The sequence below is a fragment of the Streptomyces sp. NRRL B-1347 genome (assembly GCF_000720325.1).
Classification (GTDB): Bacteria; Actinomycetota; Actinomycetes; order Streptomycetales; family Streptomycetaceae; genus Streptomyces.
Genome location: NZ_JOJM01000033.1, coordinates 84,060 through 101,272 on the forward strand (window position 1 = coordinate 84,060; position 17,213 = coordinate 101,272).

The window sequence follows — 17,213 nt, forward strand, 5'->3', positions numbered from 1 at the left end:
CGAGCAGAAACGATCTGCCGCGGACTCCGGGGCCGCCTCCGCGAGGTGCGGCGGCTGGAGGCGATGCGGGCCACCCTCTATGATCGGCACACTTTCCGGGCCCCGTCGGCCGCGCGTGTGCGGCCGATCGCCTCCCCAGACCCGCCAGGAACAGGGGCCCCATCGACCTGCTCGATCGATCGCACTGCGGGAGCAAGCGGTGAACGGAACGTCTGAAGGGCCGACTGCCACAGCGGTCACAGCACCGGGCCGCACCCGGCCTGCCGTCACAGAGCGTAATCAATGCTGCGGTGTGGCCGGGCACTCCGTCCAGCACACCGCCGACTACCGCGCGGCCTTCGCCGCGGCCCCCCTCCCCCTCGCCGTCGTCGACCGCGAAGGGCTCGTCGTCTGCGCCAACGAGGCGTTCGCCGGGCTGCTCGGCGCGGACCACGCCGAACTGCCCGGCCGGGTCGCCGCCGACCTCGTGGACCTGGCGTCGGACGCCCGCGCCTGGCACGCGTACCACGAGGTGCTCCGCGGCCGCCAGGCCAAGCTGCGCTGCACGCGCCGGCTCAAACACCCCGACGGGCACTCCCTGTGGACCCAGATCACCGTCTCGCCGCTGCCTGACGAGCGGCAGGCGCCGGGCACGGTGCTGCTCGCCGCCGCCGACATCAGCGCCCGCCGCGACCTCCAGGCGCGCCTCCGCCACCTCCAGATGCACGACCCGGTGACCCGGCTCCCCAACCGCGCGCTGTTCTTCGAGCGGCTCGCCACCGCCCTTGAGGCGGGCGCGTACGACGACACGAGCACGGGCCGGGTCGGCCTGTGCTACCTGGACCTCGACGGGTTCAAGGCGGTCAACGACACCCTGGGGCACCGCGTCGGCGACCGGCTGCTCGCCGCCGTGGCCGAGCGCCTGACCGGCTGCGCCGACCGGGCCGCGTACGGCAGGACGTCCGCGCCGCTCGTGGCGCGGCTCGGCGGGGACGAGTTCGCACTCCTCGTGGAGGACTCCACGGGCACCGACCAGCTCGCGGAGCTGGCCGACGCGACCCTGCGGGCCCTGCAGGAGCCCTTCGACCTGTCCGGGCAGCGGCTCTCCCTCTCGGCGTCCATCGGCGTCGTCGAGCGGCGCGCCGCCGGGACCACCACGACCGGTCTGATGCAGGCCGCCGACACCACGCTGTACTGGGCGAAGACCGACGGCAAGGCCCGCTGGACGCTCTTCGACCCGGAGCGCAACGCGCACCGCATGACCCGCCAGGCGCTCGCCAGTTCGCTGCGGCCCGCCGTCGAGCGCGACGAGTTCGTGCTCGACTACCAGCCGCTCGTGGGCATGGACGACGGCGGTCTGCGCGGCGTGGAGGCGCTGGTGCGGTGGGATCATCCGCAGTTCGGACTGCTCACGCCGAATCGGTTCATCGGACTTGCTGAAGAAGACGGATCCATCGTGCAGCTGGGCCGCTGGGTGCTGCGCACGGCCTGCCGCCAGGCGCGCCGCTGGCAGCTCGAACACCCCGAGCGGGAGCCGGTGTTCGTGAGCGTGAACGTCGCCGTGCGGCAGGTGTGGGACTCCGACCTCGTCGCGGACGTCGCGGAGATCCTCGCCGAGACCGGGCTCGCGCCCGAACTGCTCCAGCTGGAGCTGACCGAGTCGGCCGTGATGGGCTCCGCCGGGCGCCCGCTCCAGGCCCTCCAGGCCCTCAGCGACATGGGCGTGCGCATCGCCATCGACGACTTCGGCACGGGCTACTCCAACCTCGCCTACCTGAGCCGTCTGCCCGTCTCCGTGCTCAAGCTGGACGGGTCCTTCGTCCGGGGCTTCCAGTACGAGGAGGGCGAGGGCCACGTCAACCCGGCCGACGAGGTGATCGTCGAGGCCATGGTGCGCCTCGCCCACCAGCTCGGGCTCACCGTCACGGCCGAGTGCGTGGAGACCTCGGGGCAGGCGGAGCGGCTGCGCAGGATCGGCTGCGACACCGGGCAGGGCTGGCTGTACTCCCGGGCCGTGGCCGCCGAGCGGATTTCCAAGATCCTTACGACGGAGGGGCTTGCTGCCGCCGGGGCGTGACGCCTCGGGCGCCGTGCGTGGCTGCCGTACGTGGGTGCCGCCCCCACCCCCGTGAGGGGGCGGCACCCCGCTTCCCTGGATGTGGTGCGCTGTGGCCGTCGGGCGTCTGCGGGCTCGTTGTGGCTGAGCGCGCCCGCGCGGCGGAGCCGCATGTCGACACAGCCCCGCGCCCCTTAAGGGGCCTCTCCTACGGGGCCTTGGGGAGGTCGTAGGTGTCCGCCACCAGTTCGTAGCTGCGCAGGCGTACCTCGCCGCTGTGGGCGTTGGCCGTGAGCATCAGCTCGTCGGCGCCGGTGCGCTTGGCCAGGTCGTCGAGGCCCGCGCGGACCTGGTCGGCGGTGCCGTGGATGACGTTGCTGTTCCAGCTGGTCACGAAGTCCCGCTCCGCCTCTGTGAAGCGGTGCGCGGCCGCCTCCTCCGGCGTGGGCACGAGCCCGGGGCGCCCGGTGCGCAGCCGGATCATGTTGAGGGCGGCGGCCCTGACCTGGCGGCGGGCCTCCTCCTCCACGTCCGTGGCCAGCGCGGAGACGCCGATGAGGGCGTACGGGGCGTCGAGGACCGCCGACGGGCGGAACGACTCGCGGTACAGGTCGAGCGCCGGAAGGGTGTTCTGCGCGGAGAAGTGGTGCGCGAACGCGAAGGGCAGGCCGAGGACTCCGGCGAGCCGCGCGCTGAAGCCGGACGAGCCGAGCAGCCAGACCGGCGGGCGGTGCGGGGACTGGACGCCGCCGGGGGACGTGGCCTGGACCGGCCCCGGGACCGCGTGGATCCGGGCGTACGGATGGCCGTCGGGGAAGTCGTCGTCGAGGAACCGGGTCAGCTCCGCGAGCTGCTGCGGGAAGTCGTCGGCGCCCTCGCCGAGCCGGTCCGTGCGGCGCAGCGCGGCCGCGGTGGCGCCGTCCGTGCCCGGGGCCCGGCCGAGGCCGAGGTCGACGCGGCCCGGGGCCAGGGCCTCCAGGGTGCCGAACTGCTCCGCGATGACGAGCGGGGCGTGGTTGGGGAGCATGACGCCGCCCGAGCCGAGCCGGATGCGGGTCGTGTGGGCGGCCAGGTGCGCGAGGATCACGGCCGGGGACGAGGAGGCCACGCCCGGCATCGAGTGGTGCTCGGCCACCCAGTGGCGGTGGTAGCCGCGGGATTCGGCGAGCTTGGCGAGGGCGACGCTGGTGCGCAGGGCGTCGGTGGCGGTGCGGCCCGAGCCGACGGTCACGAGGTCCAGGACGGAGAGGGGGGCGGGGGCGGTGCCCCTCGGCTCGGCCCTGATGCCGTCGCCGTCGTTCGCGTCCATGTCCACTGGCACTTGGGGCCTCCTGCGGTCTGCCTGGTCCGTCGGTACGGAGGGCAGTAACAGGAGGGGGGCTCCGGTTATTCCCGGTCCCTCGCGGGGCGCCCCACTGCGTCCATCAGCGCGCTCCGCGCGCGGGCGCCCCTTCCCGATCCCTGGGGGCTCCGCCCCCAGACCCCCGCTCCTCAAACGCCGGAGGGGCTGGATCCTTCAGCCTCTCCGGCGTTTGAGGAGCGAGGGCTAGGCCCCAGGTGCCTGGACCAGGGGCTCCTTCGTGAAGAGGGATCCCAGGCGGGGGGCGTTGACTCGGCGGGAGGCCAGGCGGAGGGCTTCCCAGACGGTGACCTGGTTGGCGGTGAGGACGGGCTTGCCGAGGGCGGCCTCCAGGTCGGGGAGGTGGGCGGCGGTGTGCAGGGCCGTGTCGGGCAGGAGCACGGCCTGCGCGTCGGGGTGGTCGCCCGCGCGGGCGAGGGCGAGGACCTCGTCGCGCCCCCACGTGCCGACCTCGGCCGCCGTGACGATGCCGCTGGGGTGCAGGGACACCACGTCGACCCCCGCCGCCTTGAGGAAGGCGGCGAAGTGCCCGGCGACGTCCTCGGGGTACGTGGCCGCGACGGCGACGCGCCCCGCCCCCAGCTCCCGTGCCGCGTGGGCGAACGCGAAGGACGTGGAGGACGCGGGCAGGCCCGCCGACCGGGCGAGGGCCCGCACCTGGTCGTGGGCGCCCTCCCAGCCGAAGACGAAGCTCCCGCTGGTGCACGCCCACACCACGGCCTCCGCTCCGGTGAGGCGCAGCTCCTCCACCCCGGCGGCGAGCCGCGCGGGCGAGCCCATCTCCAGGAGCGCGTCGACGCGGTGCGCGTCCTCGCCGATGTCGGTGTGGACGACCTGGAGCCGGATGTCGGAGCCGAGGAGCTGTTCGACGCGTGGGTAGTCGTCCTCCGCGGAGTGCCCCGGGTAGAGGAATCCGAGTGCGGTCAAGTCCAGCCTCCTTCTGCGGTGGGGCCCGCGGCTCCGGGCCCCGCGGGCGGTTCCGGCAGGGCCTCCGGGGGCACCGCGGGGGCGGGCGGCCCGGCCGACGGCGGCTCGGTCACCGCCGGTTCCGGCACGCCGCCCGCCGGTGACCCGAGCGCCGGGTCCAGGGGGGCGAGCGTCGCCGCGCCCGGCCGCGCGCCCGCGTCGATCAGCGCTTGGTAAGGCCCTACCGCACGCGTACCCAGCCGTCGCAGTGCCGACCACATCGTCACCTGGTTCGCCGACAGGACCGGTACTCGAAGCTCCGCTTCCAGCTGCGGGATGACGTCGTACGTCGGGAGGTTCGTACAGCTGATGAACAGCGCGTCCACCGGGCGCAGGACGGCGCGGCGCGCCATGTCCGCGACATCGCGGTAGGGCACCTTCCAGATGTGCCGGGTGAGCCCGAGGTAGGCGCGGCCCACGACCGAGACGCCCGCCTCGCCCAGGTACTCCTCCAGGGACTGGGTCACCGACCAGGTGTACGGCGTGACGAGGGCGATGCGGCGCGCGTCCAGCTCGGCGAGCGCCTCCAGGAGCGCGCCCGAGGTGGTCACGGCGGCCACGGCCCCTTCGCGCGCCATGGCCTCGCACATGGCGCGCTCGCCCGCCACGCCGCCGACGAAACTGCCCGACGTGCAGGCGTAGGCGAGGACTTCGGGCTCGGCGGCGGTCAGCGCGCGGACCGCCTCGGCGAGCGTCTCGTGCTCGCTGACGAGGCGCGCGAGGTCGAGGCTGACCTCGACCGGCACGTACGGGGTGCGCGTGAGGTGCAGGGAGACGTCGTCGGGGACCCACCGCCACAGCTCGCGGTCCAGGGCGAAGTCGAAGGGGGCGACGACGCCGACACCGCGCTGGGGGTGTGGTCCGCCGGCCATCGAGAAGGAAGTGACGTCCATGAGCAGGCCCTACGTTCGTGCGTGCAGTGACAGGGCCGGCCGGGGGCCGGAAGTGGTGCGGTGCCGGCGACGCGCCGGGACGTCGGGACGGGGGATGCGTGCGGGGTGCACACGGTCGCGGGAGCGGGTGCGCGGAACGCACTCGGCCGCCGCGGTCACGGGAGTGAAGTGCCTCTGTTGACGAAGGTAGGTTCGGGTGCCAGCGTGGTCAATCCGCACATCTCAGACAGTCGAAGACGTCGGTTCACGCGGCACCGCGGGCGCCGCGCGAGCGGTCGTCCGAGCCGTCGTCCGAGCGCGGACCGGGCACGCCGTCCGGGCCGCGGTCCGGACGCCCGGCGACACGTGCCACGCGTACGTCCGGTCCTGCACGTCCAGTCAGCACGCACAGTCCAGCACGCACAGTCCAGCACGTACTTCCAGGGAAGCGGGCTCTCGTTGCGAAATGGTTTCTCCACCGTGTCCGAAAGCACCGGCTCCGGGGCCCGTGCCGCGCCCCCGACCGTGCTCGTGCTCGACGCCCCGGCGCCCGCGCCGCCGCCGCGGCTCGGCGCGCTGACCGGCCGGGCCCGGATCCGGCACACCGACGCGGACGGCCTCGCCGGGGAACTTCCGCACGCCGACGTGCTGTTGGTGTGGGACTTCCTGTCCGACGCGGTGCGCCACGCCTGGCCGGGCGAGGGGCCGAGGCCGCGCTGGGTGCACACCGCGAGCGCGGGCGTCGACCGGCTGATGTGTCCCGAACTCGTCGCCTCCGACGCGGTGGTGACCAATGCCCGGGGCGTCTTCGACCAGCCGATCGCCGAGTACGTCGCGGCGCTCGTGCTCGCCATGGCCAAGGACCTGCCGCGCACCCTCGCGCTCCAGGGCGAGCGGACCTGGCTGCACCGCGAGAGCCAGCGGATCGCGGGCACGCGCGCGTGCGTGGTGGGTTCGGGCCCGATCGGCCGGGCGGTCGTGCGCACGCTCAAGGCGCTCGGCATCACCACGGTCCTCGTCGGCCGCCGCCCGCGCACCGGCGTGCACGGCCCCGCCGACCTCGACCGGCTGCTCGCGCGCGCCGACTGGGTGGTGTGCGCGGCGCCGCTCACCCAGGCCACGCGCGGCATGTTCGACGAGCGGCGCTTCGGCGTGATGCAGCCGTCGGCGCGGTTCATCAATGTGGGCCGGGGCCCGCTGGTCGTGGAGGAGGACCTGGTGGCCGCGCTGTCGAAGCGGTGGATCGCGGGCGCGGCCCTCGACGTCTTCGAGAGCGAGCCGCTGCCTCCGGACAGCCCGCTGTGGACGGCCCCCGGGCTGCTCGTGTCCCCGCACATGAGCGGGGACACGGTCGGCTGGCGCGACGAACTCGGCGCGCAGTTCGTGAAGTTGTACGGGCAGTGGGAGGCGGGGCGGTCGCTGACGAACGTGGTCGACAAGAAACGCGGTTACGTTCCGGGGCACTGACCGCGGTCGTGAGTGGGCAGGGATCACGCGTCCCCCGCGCCCCCGGGCCCACCGCTCTCCCCGGGCGCACGTCCCCCAACACTCGTGTTCGCAGGTCCCTTGCCGTTGTTCCCGACACGTCCCCCGCTGTCCCCCGCTGTCCCCCGCCGGGCACTCATCCAGGAGCGTGCATGACCGATCTCGCCGATCTGACCGCAGGACGACTCGTCGACGGCTACCGCAAGGGCGAGTTCAGCCCCGTCGACGCGGCCCGCGCGGTGCTGCGCAGGGCCGAGGAGATCCAGCCCGCGGTGAACGCGTTCGTCCGTGTCGACGCGGAGGGGGCGCTCGCGGGGGCGCGGGAGAGCGCGGCGCGCTGGCGCGCGGGCGAGCCGCTCGGGCTCGTGGACGGGGTGCCCGTCACCGTCAAGGACATCCTGCTGCAGCGGGGCGCGCCCACGCTGCGCGGCTCCCGGTGCATAGCCGAGGACGGCGTCTGGGAGGAGGACGCGCCGTCCGTGGCGCGGCTGCGCGAGCAGGGCGCGGTGTTCGTCGGCAAGACGACGACGCCCGAGTTCGGCTGGAAGGGCGTCACGGACAGTCCCCGGCACGGGATCACCCGCAATCCATACGACACCACGCGCACCGCGGGCGGCTCCAGCGGCGGCGGCGCGGCGGCCGTGGCCCTGGGCGCGGGGCCCCTTTCACTCGGCACCGACGGCGGCGGCTCGGTGCGGATCCCCGGCGCGTTCTGCGGGATCTTCGCGCTCAAGCCGACGTACGGCAGGGTGCCGCTGTTCCCGCCGTCCGCGTTCGGAACGCTCTCGCACGTGGGGCCGATGACGCGGGACGCGGCGGACGCGGCGCTGCTCATGGATGTGATCGGGCTTCCCGACGCGCGGGACTGGTCCTGTCTCGGCCCGCGCGAGGGCACCTTCCAGGAGGCGCTGCGCGGCGGGGTGCGGGGGCTGCGGGTGGCGTACTCGCCGACGCTCGGCGGGCAGGTCGCGGTGCGGCCCGCGGTGGCGGCGGCCGTGCGCAGGGGCGTGGAGGCCCTGGCGTCGCTCGGCGCGTACGTCGAGGAGACCGACCCCGACTTCGCCGATCCCGTGGAGGCCTTCCACACGCTGTGGTTCAGCGGGGCGGCGCGGGTCGTGCAGCAGCTGCCGCCCGCGCGCCGGGAGTTGCTCGACCCGGCGCTGCGGGAGGTGTGCGGGCAGGGCGCGCGGTACAGCGCGCTCGACTACCTGGCGGCGGTCGACGTCCGCATGGAGCTCGGTCGGCGCATGGGCCGCTTCCACGAGACGTACGACCTGCTGGTCACGCCGACCCTGCCGATCACGGCCTTCGCTGCGGGGGTCGAGGTGCCGCCGCGGAGCGGGGCGCGGCGGTGGACGGGGTGGACCCCGTTCACGTACCCCTTCAACCTCACCCAGCAGCCCGCGGCGACGGTGCCGTGCGGGGTGGACGGGGACGGGCTGCCCGTGGGGATGCAGCTCGTCGGGGCGCGGTTCGCCGACGACGTGGTGCTGCGGGCGGCGCACGCCCTGTACGAGGCCGGGGCGACGGCGATCCCCCGGCCCGGTGGGGCCGGGTCGGGGGACTAGGGGCGGTCGCGCGGCGCTTCACGCCGCCTTGGTCAGGGCGGACCGGTCGTCCTTGGCGGGTGCGTGCAGAGCGGGGGTCACGGCGGGCCGCCCGGTGCCGCGCGGCCACAGGAGGTGGGCGGCGACCGCTCCCGCCCCGGCGAGGACCGCGAGGACGGACCAGGCGAGGGTGAAGCCCGCGCTCGTGCCGAGCCAGCCCGCGATCGGATACGTGATCAGCCAGGCCAGGTGCGACAGGGAGAACTGGGCCGCGAACGCCTCGGGAATCTCGTGCCGTGCGACGGAGGCGCGCAGGACCTTGCCGGTCGGCGTGATGACCAGGGCCATGCCGATGCCGATCACCGCCCAGACGACCGCCGTGCCGGTCCAGGTGGCCAGATCGGCCGCGGTGAGCGTCAGCGCGGCGGCCGTACCGCCGACGAGGACTCCGGCGCCGGTCATCATGACGGTGCGGGCAGCGATCCGGTCGAGCACGCGGGGCAGCGCGAGGGCGGCCAGGAGGGTTCCGGTGCCGGCTGCGGCGAGCATCAGGGCGACGTCCGACTGCGAGCCGCCGAGCTCGTCGCGCACGTGGTTGACGGTGTTGACGACGACGATCGCGCCTGCCGCCGCGACCACGAGGTTGAGCGCCATGACGCCGCGCAGCCGCGGTGTCCTGAGGAAGGTCCTGATCCCCGCGGCCGCCTTGTCCCACGCCTTGGTGTGGGCGCTGGGGCGGGCGTCCGGGACGCGCGCCGACAGGACGAGCAGGGCGGAGAGGAGGAATCCGGCGGAGGTGCCGAGGAACAGCCGGTCGAAGCTCATGAACGTCAGGGCGACGGCCGCGAGGACGGGGCTGAGCAGGCTCTCCATGGTGGAGGCGACCTGGGAGGCGGACAGCGCACGCGTGTAGGCGGACTCGTCGGTGACGATGTCGGGGATGACGGCCTGGAACGTCGGGGTGAACGCGGCGGACGCGGCCTGGAGCAGGCCGATCAGGACGTAGATGTGCCAGACCTCGGTGACCAGCGGCAGCGCCAGGACCACCGCGCCGCGGACCACGTCGAGCAGGACCAGGAGCGTTCTCCTGGGGAGCCGGTCGACGTACGCGGCGGCCAGCGGGGCGATGACCACGTACATGACCATCTTGATCGTCAGGGCGGTGCCGAGGACCATCCCGGCCTGCGGCCCCGCGAGGTCATAGGCGAGCAGTCCGAGGGCCACGGTGGTGAGGCCGGTGCCGAACAGGGCGATGACCTGGGCACCGAACAGATGGCGGTAGTCGCGGATGGCGAACAGTCGCATGGCGGTTTCCTTCCGTGTCCATGCGGCGGGGCACGGCCCCGGGGCGGGGGCCGTGCCCCGCGCGTACAGGCGGGGGTGTCTCTACGCACCGGTGTCGCTCCCCGGCGTGAGGGGTGTGAGGGGTGTGAGGGGGGTGAGGCCTGCGAGCAGGTTGAAGGCGCCGGTGAGGATGTTGAGGGCGACGACACCGACGACGTCCGCTATCTCGCGGTCGCTGTAGCCGTGCCTCCGCAGCGCGTCGACCTGTTCGTCGGTGATCGACGTCGGCTCGCGGTGGATCTGGAGGGCGAGGGCGATGATCGCCGCGATCGCGGGATCGGCCGAGGTGCCCGCGCGGGCCCGCTCGATCTCCGCCTCGTCCACTCCTCTGGCGCGGGCGGCGCCGACGTGGGCTTCGAGGCAGAGGCCGCATCCCTGGCGGGTCTGGACGGCGATCGAGATCCGTTCGCTGGTCCCGCGGTCGAGCTTGGCTCGCCCCATCGCCCTGCTGAGCTGGAGGTAGCCGCCGAGGACGGCCGGTGAGTGCGCCATCGTGGAGACCATGTCGCCGAGTCGGCCGTGGCGGGACGCCAGGTCGGCGAGGAGGTCGCGCGAGGCGCCGACGGCCGTGTCGGGCGTGAGTCGGGTCAGGCGGGGCATGACGACGCTCCTTCCGGCGCGGGGCCGGTCAGTGGTGGGCGTGGTGTGCATGGTGCGCGTGGTCGGCGTGGTGACCGCCGTGCTCGGGGGCGCCGTGGTGACCGCCGTGCTCGGGGGCGCCGTGGTGACCGCCGTGCTCGGGGGCGGCCTCGGCGGTCCGCACCGTGAACTCGGCCGTCCGGACGGTGCCGTTGTGCTGGAAGTCCAGGAACAGTCGGTAGGTGCCGGCCGTCGGCGCGACCGCCATGAAGGCGATCTCCGGACCCGGCGCGGTGACGCCGTCTCCGGGCTCGCCCTCCGGGTGTACGTGGAGGTAGCCCAGGTCGCCGACCCGCAGTGCCACCAGGTGTCCGTACGCGGCCAGGTAGGGCTCCAGGTCGGTGACGGGGCGGCCGTCCCGGCTGACGGTGAGGGTCAGTTCGCTCGCCTCGCCGGGCACGAGGTCGCCGTCGAGCGCGACGGCGTACTCGCCGAGCTGCGCGACCCCGGTGACCTCGGGGAGCGGCCGCGGGTCGTAGGCACCGGCGACCGCGGCGTCTATCCCCAGCGTCATGGTCCCGTCGTGACCGGCCGGGTGGACGTCGGTGAAGAATCTCCAGTCCCCGGGCTCCAGGGCCAGTTCGACGCTCCAGGTGCCCTTCTCGTCCCGCACCGGGTGCACGTGCTGGAACCCGGCCGTGTCGCGCCGGACGGCGATGAAGTGCAGCTCCTTCTCGTGCTCGGGCGTGAACTCGGTCACCGGACGCCCGTCGGGGCCGATCACCCGGAAGCTGACCGGCTGCACGCCGGGGGTGAGGATCGTCGCGTCGAGCTCCAGGGTGTAGCCGTTCTCGGAGACCGAGAGGCCGCCGGGGCGGCCGCCGCCGTGACCGGCGTGACCACCGTGGTTGGCGTGACCACCGTGGTTGGTGTGGTCGTGGCCCGCGTGGTTCGTCATGACGTCTCCCCTAGGTGTGATCGCGCCGTTCGGGCGCCGCCCCGTTCAGGACGATGATCAGAACCATATACCCCTGGGGGGTATTCCGGAAGGCTTGATCGCCAGAATCTCGCGAGCGGGAGAAGGGCGGGCGGGAGAAGGGCGCGCGAAGGGCACAGAAGCCCCCAGGGAACGAAAAAGAGGGCACCTACCGCGTAGGTGCCCTCATCCGTCGGCCCGGCGCGACCCCACCGGTCGCGGTCGGCCGTGGCTCAGGGTTGCCGCCGGAAGCTCAGGGTCTCCCCCTGGGCCCCGGCGCGCCACAGGTCGTTACAGGCCTCGGCCAGGACGTCCAGGCCGTCCACGACCTGGCCCCAGACGATGCCGGGGACCCAGCCGACGTCGCCGTTGATCAGCAGGTTGTTGCGCTCGTAGAAGAGGGCGAGGTCGACGATGGTGCCGCTCTGGGGCCGCGCGTCGTAGCCGTACGACGACGTGCCCAACTCGGTGCCGGTGAAGGTGAAGTAGCACAGGTCGCCCGGGATGGGCGTGATGGTGGGGTTCTCCAGTGGGGGCTCTTCGGGGGCGAAGGGCGGAAAGAGGGCATAGATCTCGTTGCGGGCGTACTTCGCGTGGTACACGTCGCCGCCGAGCGGCAGCGCGTCCCACACGGCCGCGCAGGTCACCGGGGCCTTGTCGTCGAGGAGCCGCGCCGTGGCCCGGACACCGCGCTTGGCGAGGGCGACTTCGATGTAGCGGTCTGCCATGCGCCCCATGGTCCTCCCGGGGCCGCCGCCCGCGTCAAGAGGACCGCGACCGGGGGCGAGGACACGGGCGGGGACACCGGCGAGGATGGCGGCGGGGATACGGCGGGGCCTGAACTCATCCGCATATCTCGCATCGGGTCGGGTAGCCGCGCGCCCATGGCTCCACCACTGAGCAACCCAATCAAGACAGCGAGCGGAAGGGCGGACGGAGGCAGACCGGGGCGCGCGCCCGGACTGCCCCGGCGCGCGGTCCTGGCGTCCGCCGCCGCCCTCGGCGCGGTCGGCGCGCTGGGCGCGGCGGGCTGCAGCCGCGTGCCCACCGGGGACACGCTGGCCCGCCTGAAGTCGCAGGGCACGGTGCGGCTCGGCATCGCGGGCGAGGCGCCGTACGGATACATCAACGACGAAGGGGACTTCACCGGCGAGGCGGTGGAGCTCGCGAAGATCATCTTCAAGCGCCTCGGCGTCGGCGACGTACAGCCGGTCGCGACCGACTTCAGCTCGCTGATCCCGGGACTCAAGACGCAGCAGTTCGACGTCGTGTCCGCCGGGATGTACATCAACAAAGAGCGCTGCCAGCAGGTGATCTTCTCCGATCCCGAGTACCAGATGCTCGACTCCTTCATCGTCCGCAAGGGCAACCCGATGGGGCTTCACACGTACGAGGACGTGGTGAAGAAGAAGGCCAAGTTCGGCACCGGGACCGGCTACGCCGAGATCGGGTACGCGGTCGGCGCCGGGTACAAGGAGAGCGACATCGTGATCCTCCAGGATCAGGTCGCGGGCCTGAACGCCGTCGAGGCCGGGCGCATCGACGTCTTCGGCGGGACCGCCCTGACGACGCGCGGGGTCGTGAAGAAGAGCCGCAAGGCCGAGGCGACCGACCCGTTCGCGCCGATCGTGGACGGCAAGAAGCACGTCGACGGCGGCGGCTTCACCTTCCGCCCCTCGGACACCAAGCTCCGCGACGCCTTCAACGTGGAGATCCACAAGATGAAGAAGAGCGGCGAGCTCTTCCGGGTGCTCAAGCGCTTCGGCTTCACCAAGGCCGAGATGACCACCCTGACCGCCAAGGAGCTGTGCCGATGACAGCGGGCCTCTGGGAACACTGGGTCCTGCCGGGCATCTGGATCACCGTCCAGCTGACCGTCTGCAGCGCGGCTCTCGCGACCGCCGTCGCCTTCGGCGTGGGCATGGCGCGCACCCACCGCTCACGCGTGGTGCGGTTCTTCGCCGGGTTCTACACCGAGGTCTTCCGGGGCATGTCCGCCCTGGTCCTGATGTTCTGGATCTTCTTCGTGCTGCCGCAGCTCGCGGGCTGGGCGCTCGTGCCGATGTGGGCGGCCGTGCTCGCCCTCGGGCTCTCCTACGGCGCGTACGGCGCCGAGATCGTGCGCGGCGCCCTGAACGCGGTGGCTCCGGCGCAGCGCGAAGCGGGGGTCGCGCTGAGCTTCACGCCGTGGCAGCGGATGCGGCTCATCCTGCTGCCGCAGGCGGTCCCGGAGATGATCCCGTCGTTCTGCAACCTGCTCATCGAGCTGCTCAAGGGCACCGCCCTGGTGTCGCTGCTCGGCATCGGCGACGTGTCCTTCGCCGCGTACCTGGTGCGGCTCGCGACCACCGAGAGCGCGCAGATCTACTCGATCACGCTGGTCATCTACTTCGTGCTCGCCTTCCTGCTGACGCGCGGCATGAAGCTCCTGGAGCGGAAGGCCAAGGCCGGAGTCGGGCAGTTCCCGGAGCCGCGGCAGGGGATCGGGCCCTGGCTGCGGTTTCGCCGGCCGAGCGCCAAGTCGAGCGAGCTGAGCTCCACGGGCGTCACCGGCGCCACGGGCGTGATGCGCGTCACGGACGTCACGGGCGGAGGTGCCTCGCGATGAACCAGAGTACGGACAAATGGGACTGGGGCGCGGTGGCCGACTTCATGCCGCACTTCTGGGACGGGCTGCTGATCACCCTCCAGGTGCTCGCGCTCGGCTCGCTGATCTCCTTCTCGGTGGGGCTCCTGTGGGCGCTCGCCTTCCGCGCGCCGACGCGGTTCGTCCGCTGGCCGGTCGGCCTGATCACCGAGTTCATCCGCAACACCCCGCTCCTGGTGCAGCTGTTCTTCCTGTTCTTCGTGCTGCCGGAGTGGAACATCCAGTTCTCCGCCGAGACCACCGGCACCATCGCGATCGGGCTGCACTACTCGACGTACACCGCGCAGGTCTACCGCGCGGGCATCGAGGCCGTGCCGGTCGGCCAGTGGGAGGCGGCCAAGGCGCTGAGCCTGTCGTACCCGCGCACCTGGACCGCGGTGATCCTGCCGCAGGCGATCCGCCGCGTGGTCCCCGCGCTCGGCAACTACGTCATCGCCATGCTCAAGGACACCCCGCTGCTCGCCAGCATCGGCGTCCTGGAGCTGCTCCAGCGCTCGCGGCTCGAAGCCGCCCAGACCTTCCAGTACACGGAGGCGCTGACCGTCGTCGGCGTCGCCTTCATCCTCATCGCCTATCCGTCCTCCCTCCTCCTGCGAGCACTGGAGCGCCGTCTTGTCCGCTGACACCCCCCTCTCCAAGGACCGGGCGAACCCGGCCGTCGACGGCAGCGAGCTGATCCGCTTCGACAAGGTCGTCAAGCGCTTCGGCTCGAACACGGTCCTGGACGAGCTGGACTTCTCCGTGGCCTCCGGCAAGCACGTGACGCTGATCGGCCCTTCCGGCTCCGGCAAGACGACGATCCTGCGCCTGCTCATGACGTTGATCGCGCCGGACGAGGGCACGATCAAGGTCGGCGGCTCGTACCTCACGCACGAGGAGAAGAACGGCAGGCTCGTGCCCGCGGGCGAGAAGCACGTCCGCGAGGTCCGCAAGAACATCGGGATGGTCTTCCAGCAGTTCAACCTGTTCCCGAACATGAAGGTGCTGCGCAACATCACGGAGGCGCCCGTCACCGTCCTCGGCCTGTCCAAGGACGAGGCCGAGCAGCGCGCCCGCGACCTGCTCGACCTGGTCGGCCTCGGCGACAAGCACGACGCCTACCCGACGCAGCTGTCCGGCGGCCAGCAGCAGCGGGTCGCCATCGCCCGCGCGCTCGCGATGCGCCCGCAGGTGCTGCTCCTGGACGAGGTGACGTCGGCGCTCGACCCGGAGCTGGTCGCCGGGGTCCTCGACGTGCTGCGGGACATCGCGCACACCACGGACATCACCATGCTCTGCGTGACGCACGAGATGAGCTTCGCCCGGGACATCTCCGACCAGGTACTGATGTTCGACGCGGGCCGGGTGATCGAGTCGGGGCCGCCGGAGAAGATCTTCTCCGACCCCGGGCACGAGCGGACCCGCGAATTCCTGTCGGCGGTGCTCTGAGCGGCGCCCGCGTCGGGGTTTTCCCGGCGCTCCCCCGCCGGGGCGCGCCGGGAACGCCGTAGAAACCTCCAACGCCCCCTACCAGCAGGCGATTTGGCGGTTATGGTGGACAGAGTCCAGCTGTCCGGAAACCGTACCGTCCAGGGATCACCAGGCCACCGTGGCCACAAGGGGTCGAGGGGGAGAGCCGTGACGCTCCAGCACGAGCCGACGACGGCGCACCGGTCGGTGCAGCACGCCCTGCGCGTGCTCGAACTCGTCGCGCGCCGCGGCACCGGCGTCACCGACGACGAGCTCGCCCGGCACGCGGCGCTGCCCCCTGCCCGCCTCGCCCCGCTCCTTCGCATGCTGCTCCGCGAGGGGTACGTGGAGCAGCATGCGGACGGCGCGTATGTGACGGGGGCGTCGCTCACCCGGCTCGGCTCCGCCGCCGAGCGCGGCCGGGCCCTGCGCGAGAAGCTCCAGTCCACGCTGACCGGCCTGCGCGACTCGATCGGCGCCGCGGTCTACGTGAGCCGGTACGTGGACGGCGAGATCCGGGTCCTGACCGTCGCCGACGGGCCCGGGACGCCGAAGGTCAACGAGTGGGTGGACTTCCGCGTCGCCGGCCACGCCTGCGCGGTCGGCAAGAGCCTGCTCGGCCAGCTGGACGTGGCCGCCCGCCGGGACCACCTGGCGCGCCACAAGATGCCCCGGCTCACCTCGCGGACGATCACGAACGAGCGGGTGCTCCTGACGAAGCTCGCCGCCCAGGCCCCCACGGTCCCCGTCCTCGACATCCAGGAGTACGCGGTGGGCACGGTCTGCGCCGCCGTCCCCGTCACGGCGGGCGCCGCGGTCGGCTGCCTCGCCCTGTCCCTGCCGGTCGAGCGCGCCCACCGGCTGCGCGAGGCCGCGGAGACCCTGAACCGCAGGGCGGCGCCGGTGCTGCTCTCGCTCGCGATCTGAACCGGTGGTCGAGAGCACCCCCTCGGACCAGGTAATATTTTCTTCGTCAGCAGGCGCCGCTAGCTCAGTTGGTTAGAGCAGCTGACTCTTAATCAGCGGGTCCGGGGTTCGAGTCCCTGGCGGCGCACTAGCGATCAGGTCACCCACCTGAGGCTGGCTTCGAGAGGGCACTTCCGGTTTCCGGAAGTGCCCTCTTCGCGTTTCCGGAGGCGTGGGCTTCGCGTGCGATCATCGGATTTCGACCAGGCATCCGATGGTGGGGGGACAGCATGGCGTGGACGATCGTCGCGGAACCGAGGCCCTTCGCGGCCCGGCGCCTCGTGTGCTTCCCGCACGCGGGCGGCTCGCCGCACTTCTTCCGCACGTGGGGCAAGGCCCTCCAGGACTTCGAGGTGCACGCAGTCTGCTACCCGGCGCGCGGCGAGCGCATCGGCGAGCCGCCCGCCACCGACCTGCGCCGCCTGGCCCGCGACCTCGCGCGGGAGCTGCGGCCGCTCCCGGACGGCCGGCCCACGGTCTTCTTCGGGCACAGCATGGGCGCCTCCGTCGCCTACGAGGTCGCGCGGATCTGGCAGGCCGAGGGCGCGAGCCCGCAGCACCTCTTCGCCTCGGCGTCCCGGGCCCCGCACACCGCGCAGGGCACCCCCGAGGAGGCCGCGGGGCTCTCCGACGCGAAGGTCCTCGACGTGCTGCGCAGCCTCGGCGGCACGGAGGCGGAGCTGCTCGACAACCCGCTCTTCCTCGAACTCGTCATGCCGTACGTGAGCGCGGACTTCCGCATGGTCGCGGGGTACGCGGCTCCGGCCGACGCCGCCCCGCTCGACTGCCCCGTCACCGTGCTGCTCGGTGACGCCGACACCCGGGTGAGCGTCGAGCACGCCGACGCCTGGCGGGAGACCACGCGGGGCGCCTTCGAGCGGTTCACGCTGCCCGGCGGACACTTCTACCTGGCGGACGAGCCGCCCTTCGCCCTGATCGAGCGCGTTCGCTGAGCACCCTTCGGGGCGCCCCCCTTCGGGCCGCTCC

The 17,213-nt window shown here is 72.8% G+C and carries 16 protein-coding genes and 1 tRNA gene; 10 read left to right on the top strand and 7 right to left on the bottom strand.

Annotation, left to right across the window (positions count from 1 at the left end; all coding sequences use genetic code 11):
- Positions 1-199: 199 nt before the first annotated feature.
- Positions 200-2,056, top strand: coding sequence for a putative bifunctional diguanylate cyclase/phosphodiesterase (locus IG74_RS0125830; RefSeq protein WP_037826064.1), 1,857 nt, complete (start codon positions 200-202; stop codon positions 2,054-2,056).
- Between the two features lie 187 nt (positions 2,057-2,243).
- Here the strand turns inward: IG74_RS0125830 and IG74_RS0125835 are convergent, their stop codons facing one another.
- The 3 genes from IG74_RS0125835 to IG74_RS0125845 form a co-directional block, all read right to left on the bottom strand.
- Positions 2,244-3,344 (bottom strand): LLM class flavin-dependent oxidoreductase, encoded by a 1,101-nt coding sequence (locus IG74_RS0125835; RefSeq protein WP_030681986.1) that lies wholly within the window; start codon positions 3,342-3,344, stop codon positions 2,244-2,246.
- Positions 3,345-3,581: 237 nt separating this feature from the next.
- Positions 3,582-4,322 carry an aspartate/glutamate racemase family protein gene (locus IG74_RS0125840; RefSeq protein ID WP_030681990.1) on the bottom strand — a complete coding sequence of 247 codons (741 nt, stop codon included), beginning with the start codon at positions 4,320-4,322 and terminating at the stop codon, positions 3,582-3,584.
- Positions 4,319-5,254 (bottom strand): decarboxylase, encoded by a 936-nt coding sequence (locus IG74_RS0125845; protein ID WP_030681992.1) that lies wholly within the window; start codon positions 5,252-5,254, stop codon positions 4,319-4,321. The genes IG74_RS0125840 and IG74_RS0125845 overlap by 4 nt, the downstream gene beginning before the upstream one ends.
- A gap of 459 nt (positions 5,255-5,713) precedes the next feature.
- Between IG74_RS0125845 and IG74_RS0125855 the strand changes: the two genes are divergently transcribed.
- Together IG74_RS0125855 and IG74_RS0125860 are read left to right on the top strand one after the other, a co-directional pair.
- Positions 5,714-6,700: a D-2-hydroxyacid dehydrogenase gene (locus IG74_RS0125855; RefSeq protein ID WP_030681994.1), complete on the top strand. Its 987-nt coding sequence runs from the start codon at positions 5,714-5,716 to the stop codon at positions 6,698-6,700.
- Positions 6,701-6,870: 170 nt separating this feature from the next.
- Positions 6,871-8,286 carry an amidase gene (locus IG74_RS0125860; protein WP_030681996.1) on the top strand — a complete coding sequence of 472 codons (1,416 nt, stop codon included), beginning with the start codon at positions 6,871-6,873 and terminating at the stop codon, positions 8,284-8,286.
- A gap of 18 nt (positions 8,287-8,304) precedes the next feature.
- On the opposite strand, the gene IG74_RS0125865 is transcribed toward IG74_RS0125860, so the two are convergent.
- From IG74_RS0125865 to IG74_RS0125880, 4 genes are all read right to left on the bottom strand, one after another.
- On the bottom strand, positions 8,305-9,570 hold the full coding sequence (locus IG74_RS0125865) for an MFS transporter (RefSeq protein ID WP_030681998.1): 1,266 nt from the start codon (positions 9,568-9,570) through the stop codon (positions 8,305-8,307).
- Positions 9,571-9,651: 81 nt separating this feature from the next.
- A complete protein-coding gene (locus IG74_RS0125870) occupies positions 9,652-10,209 on the bottom strand; it encodes a carboxymuconolactone decarboxylase family protein (RefSeq protein ID WP_030682001.1) in 558 nt (185 codons plus the stop codon).
- 28 nt (positions 10,210-10,237) lie between these two features.
- Positions 10,238-11,146, bottom strand: a complete 909-nt coding sequence (locus IG74_RS0125875) for a hypothetical protein (protein WP_030682005.1) — start codon at positions 11,144-11,146, stop codon at positions 10,238-10,240.
- 251 nt (positions 11,147-11,397) lie between these two features.
- Positions 11,398-11,892 (bottom strand): DUF3830 family protein, encoded by a 495-nt coding sequence (locus IG74_RS0125880; protein ID WP_030682008.1) that lies wholly within the window; start codon positions 11,890-11,892, stop codon positions 11,398-11,400.
- Between the two features lie 156 nt (positions 11,893-12,048).
- Between IG74_RS0125880 and ehuB the strand changes: the two genes are divergently transcribed.
- From ehuB to IG74_RS0125915, 7 genes are all read left to right on the top strand, one after another.
- Positions 12,049-12,981 (top strand): ectoine/hydroxyectoine ABC transporter substrate-binding protein EhuB, encoded by a 933-nt coding sequence (ehuB, locus tag IG74_RS0125885; protein ID WP_078869030.1) that lies wholly within the window; start codon positions 12,049-12,051, stop codon positions 12,979-12,981.
- The gene (gene ehuC, locus IG74_RS0125890; RefSeq protein WP_051855397.1) at positions 12,978-13,772 is read left to right on the top strand and encodes an ectoine/hydroxyectoine ABC transporter permease subunit EhuC; all 795 of its coding nucleotides are present in this window, start codon (positions 12,978-12,980) and stop codon (positions 13,770-13,772) included. Before ehuB ends, ehuC begins: the two co-directional genes overlap by 4 nt.
- On the top strand, positions 13,769-14,434 hold the full coding sequence (gene ehuD / locus IG74_RS0125895) for an ectoine/hydroxyectoine ABC transporter permease subunit EhuD (RefSeq protein ID WP_030682018.1): 666 nt from the start codon (positions 13,769-13,771) through the stop codon (positions 14,432-14,434). The genes ehuC and ehuD overlap by 4 nt, the downstream gene beginning before the upstream one ends.
- Positions 14,424-15,239 carry an ectoine/hydroxyectoine ABC transporter ATP-binding protein EhuA gene (gene ehuA / locus IG74_RS0125900; RefSeq protein ID WP_030682020.1) on the top strand — a complete coding sequence of 272 codons (816 nt, stop codon included), beginning with the start codon at positions 14,424-14,426 and terminating at the stop codon, positions 15,237-15,239. Before ehuD ends, ehuA begins: the two co-directional genes overlap by 11 nt.
- Positions 15,240-15,428: 189 nt before the next feature.
- The gene (locus tag IG74_RS0125905) at positions 15,429-16,187 is read left to right on the top strand and encodes an IclR family transcriptional regulator (protein WP_030682021.1); all 759 of its coding nucleotides are present in this window, start codon (positions 15,429-15,431) and stop codon (positions 16,185-16,187) included.
- Positions 16,188-16,240: 53 nt separating this feature from the next.
- Positions 16,241-16,314 (top strand) — tRNA-Lys (locus tag IG74_RS0125910).
- A 142-nt stretch (positions 16,315-16,456) separates the two neighbouring features.
- Complete coding sequence (locus IG74_RS0125915; RefSeq protein ID WP_037826066.1) at positions 16,457-17,179, top strand: thioesterase II family protein; 723 nt, start codon at positions 16,457-16,459, stop codon at positions 17,177-17,179.
- Positions 17,180-17,213: the final 34 nt, after the last annotated feature.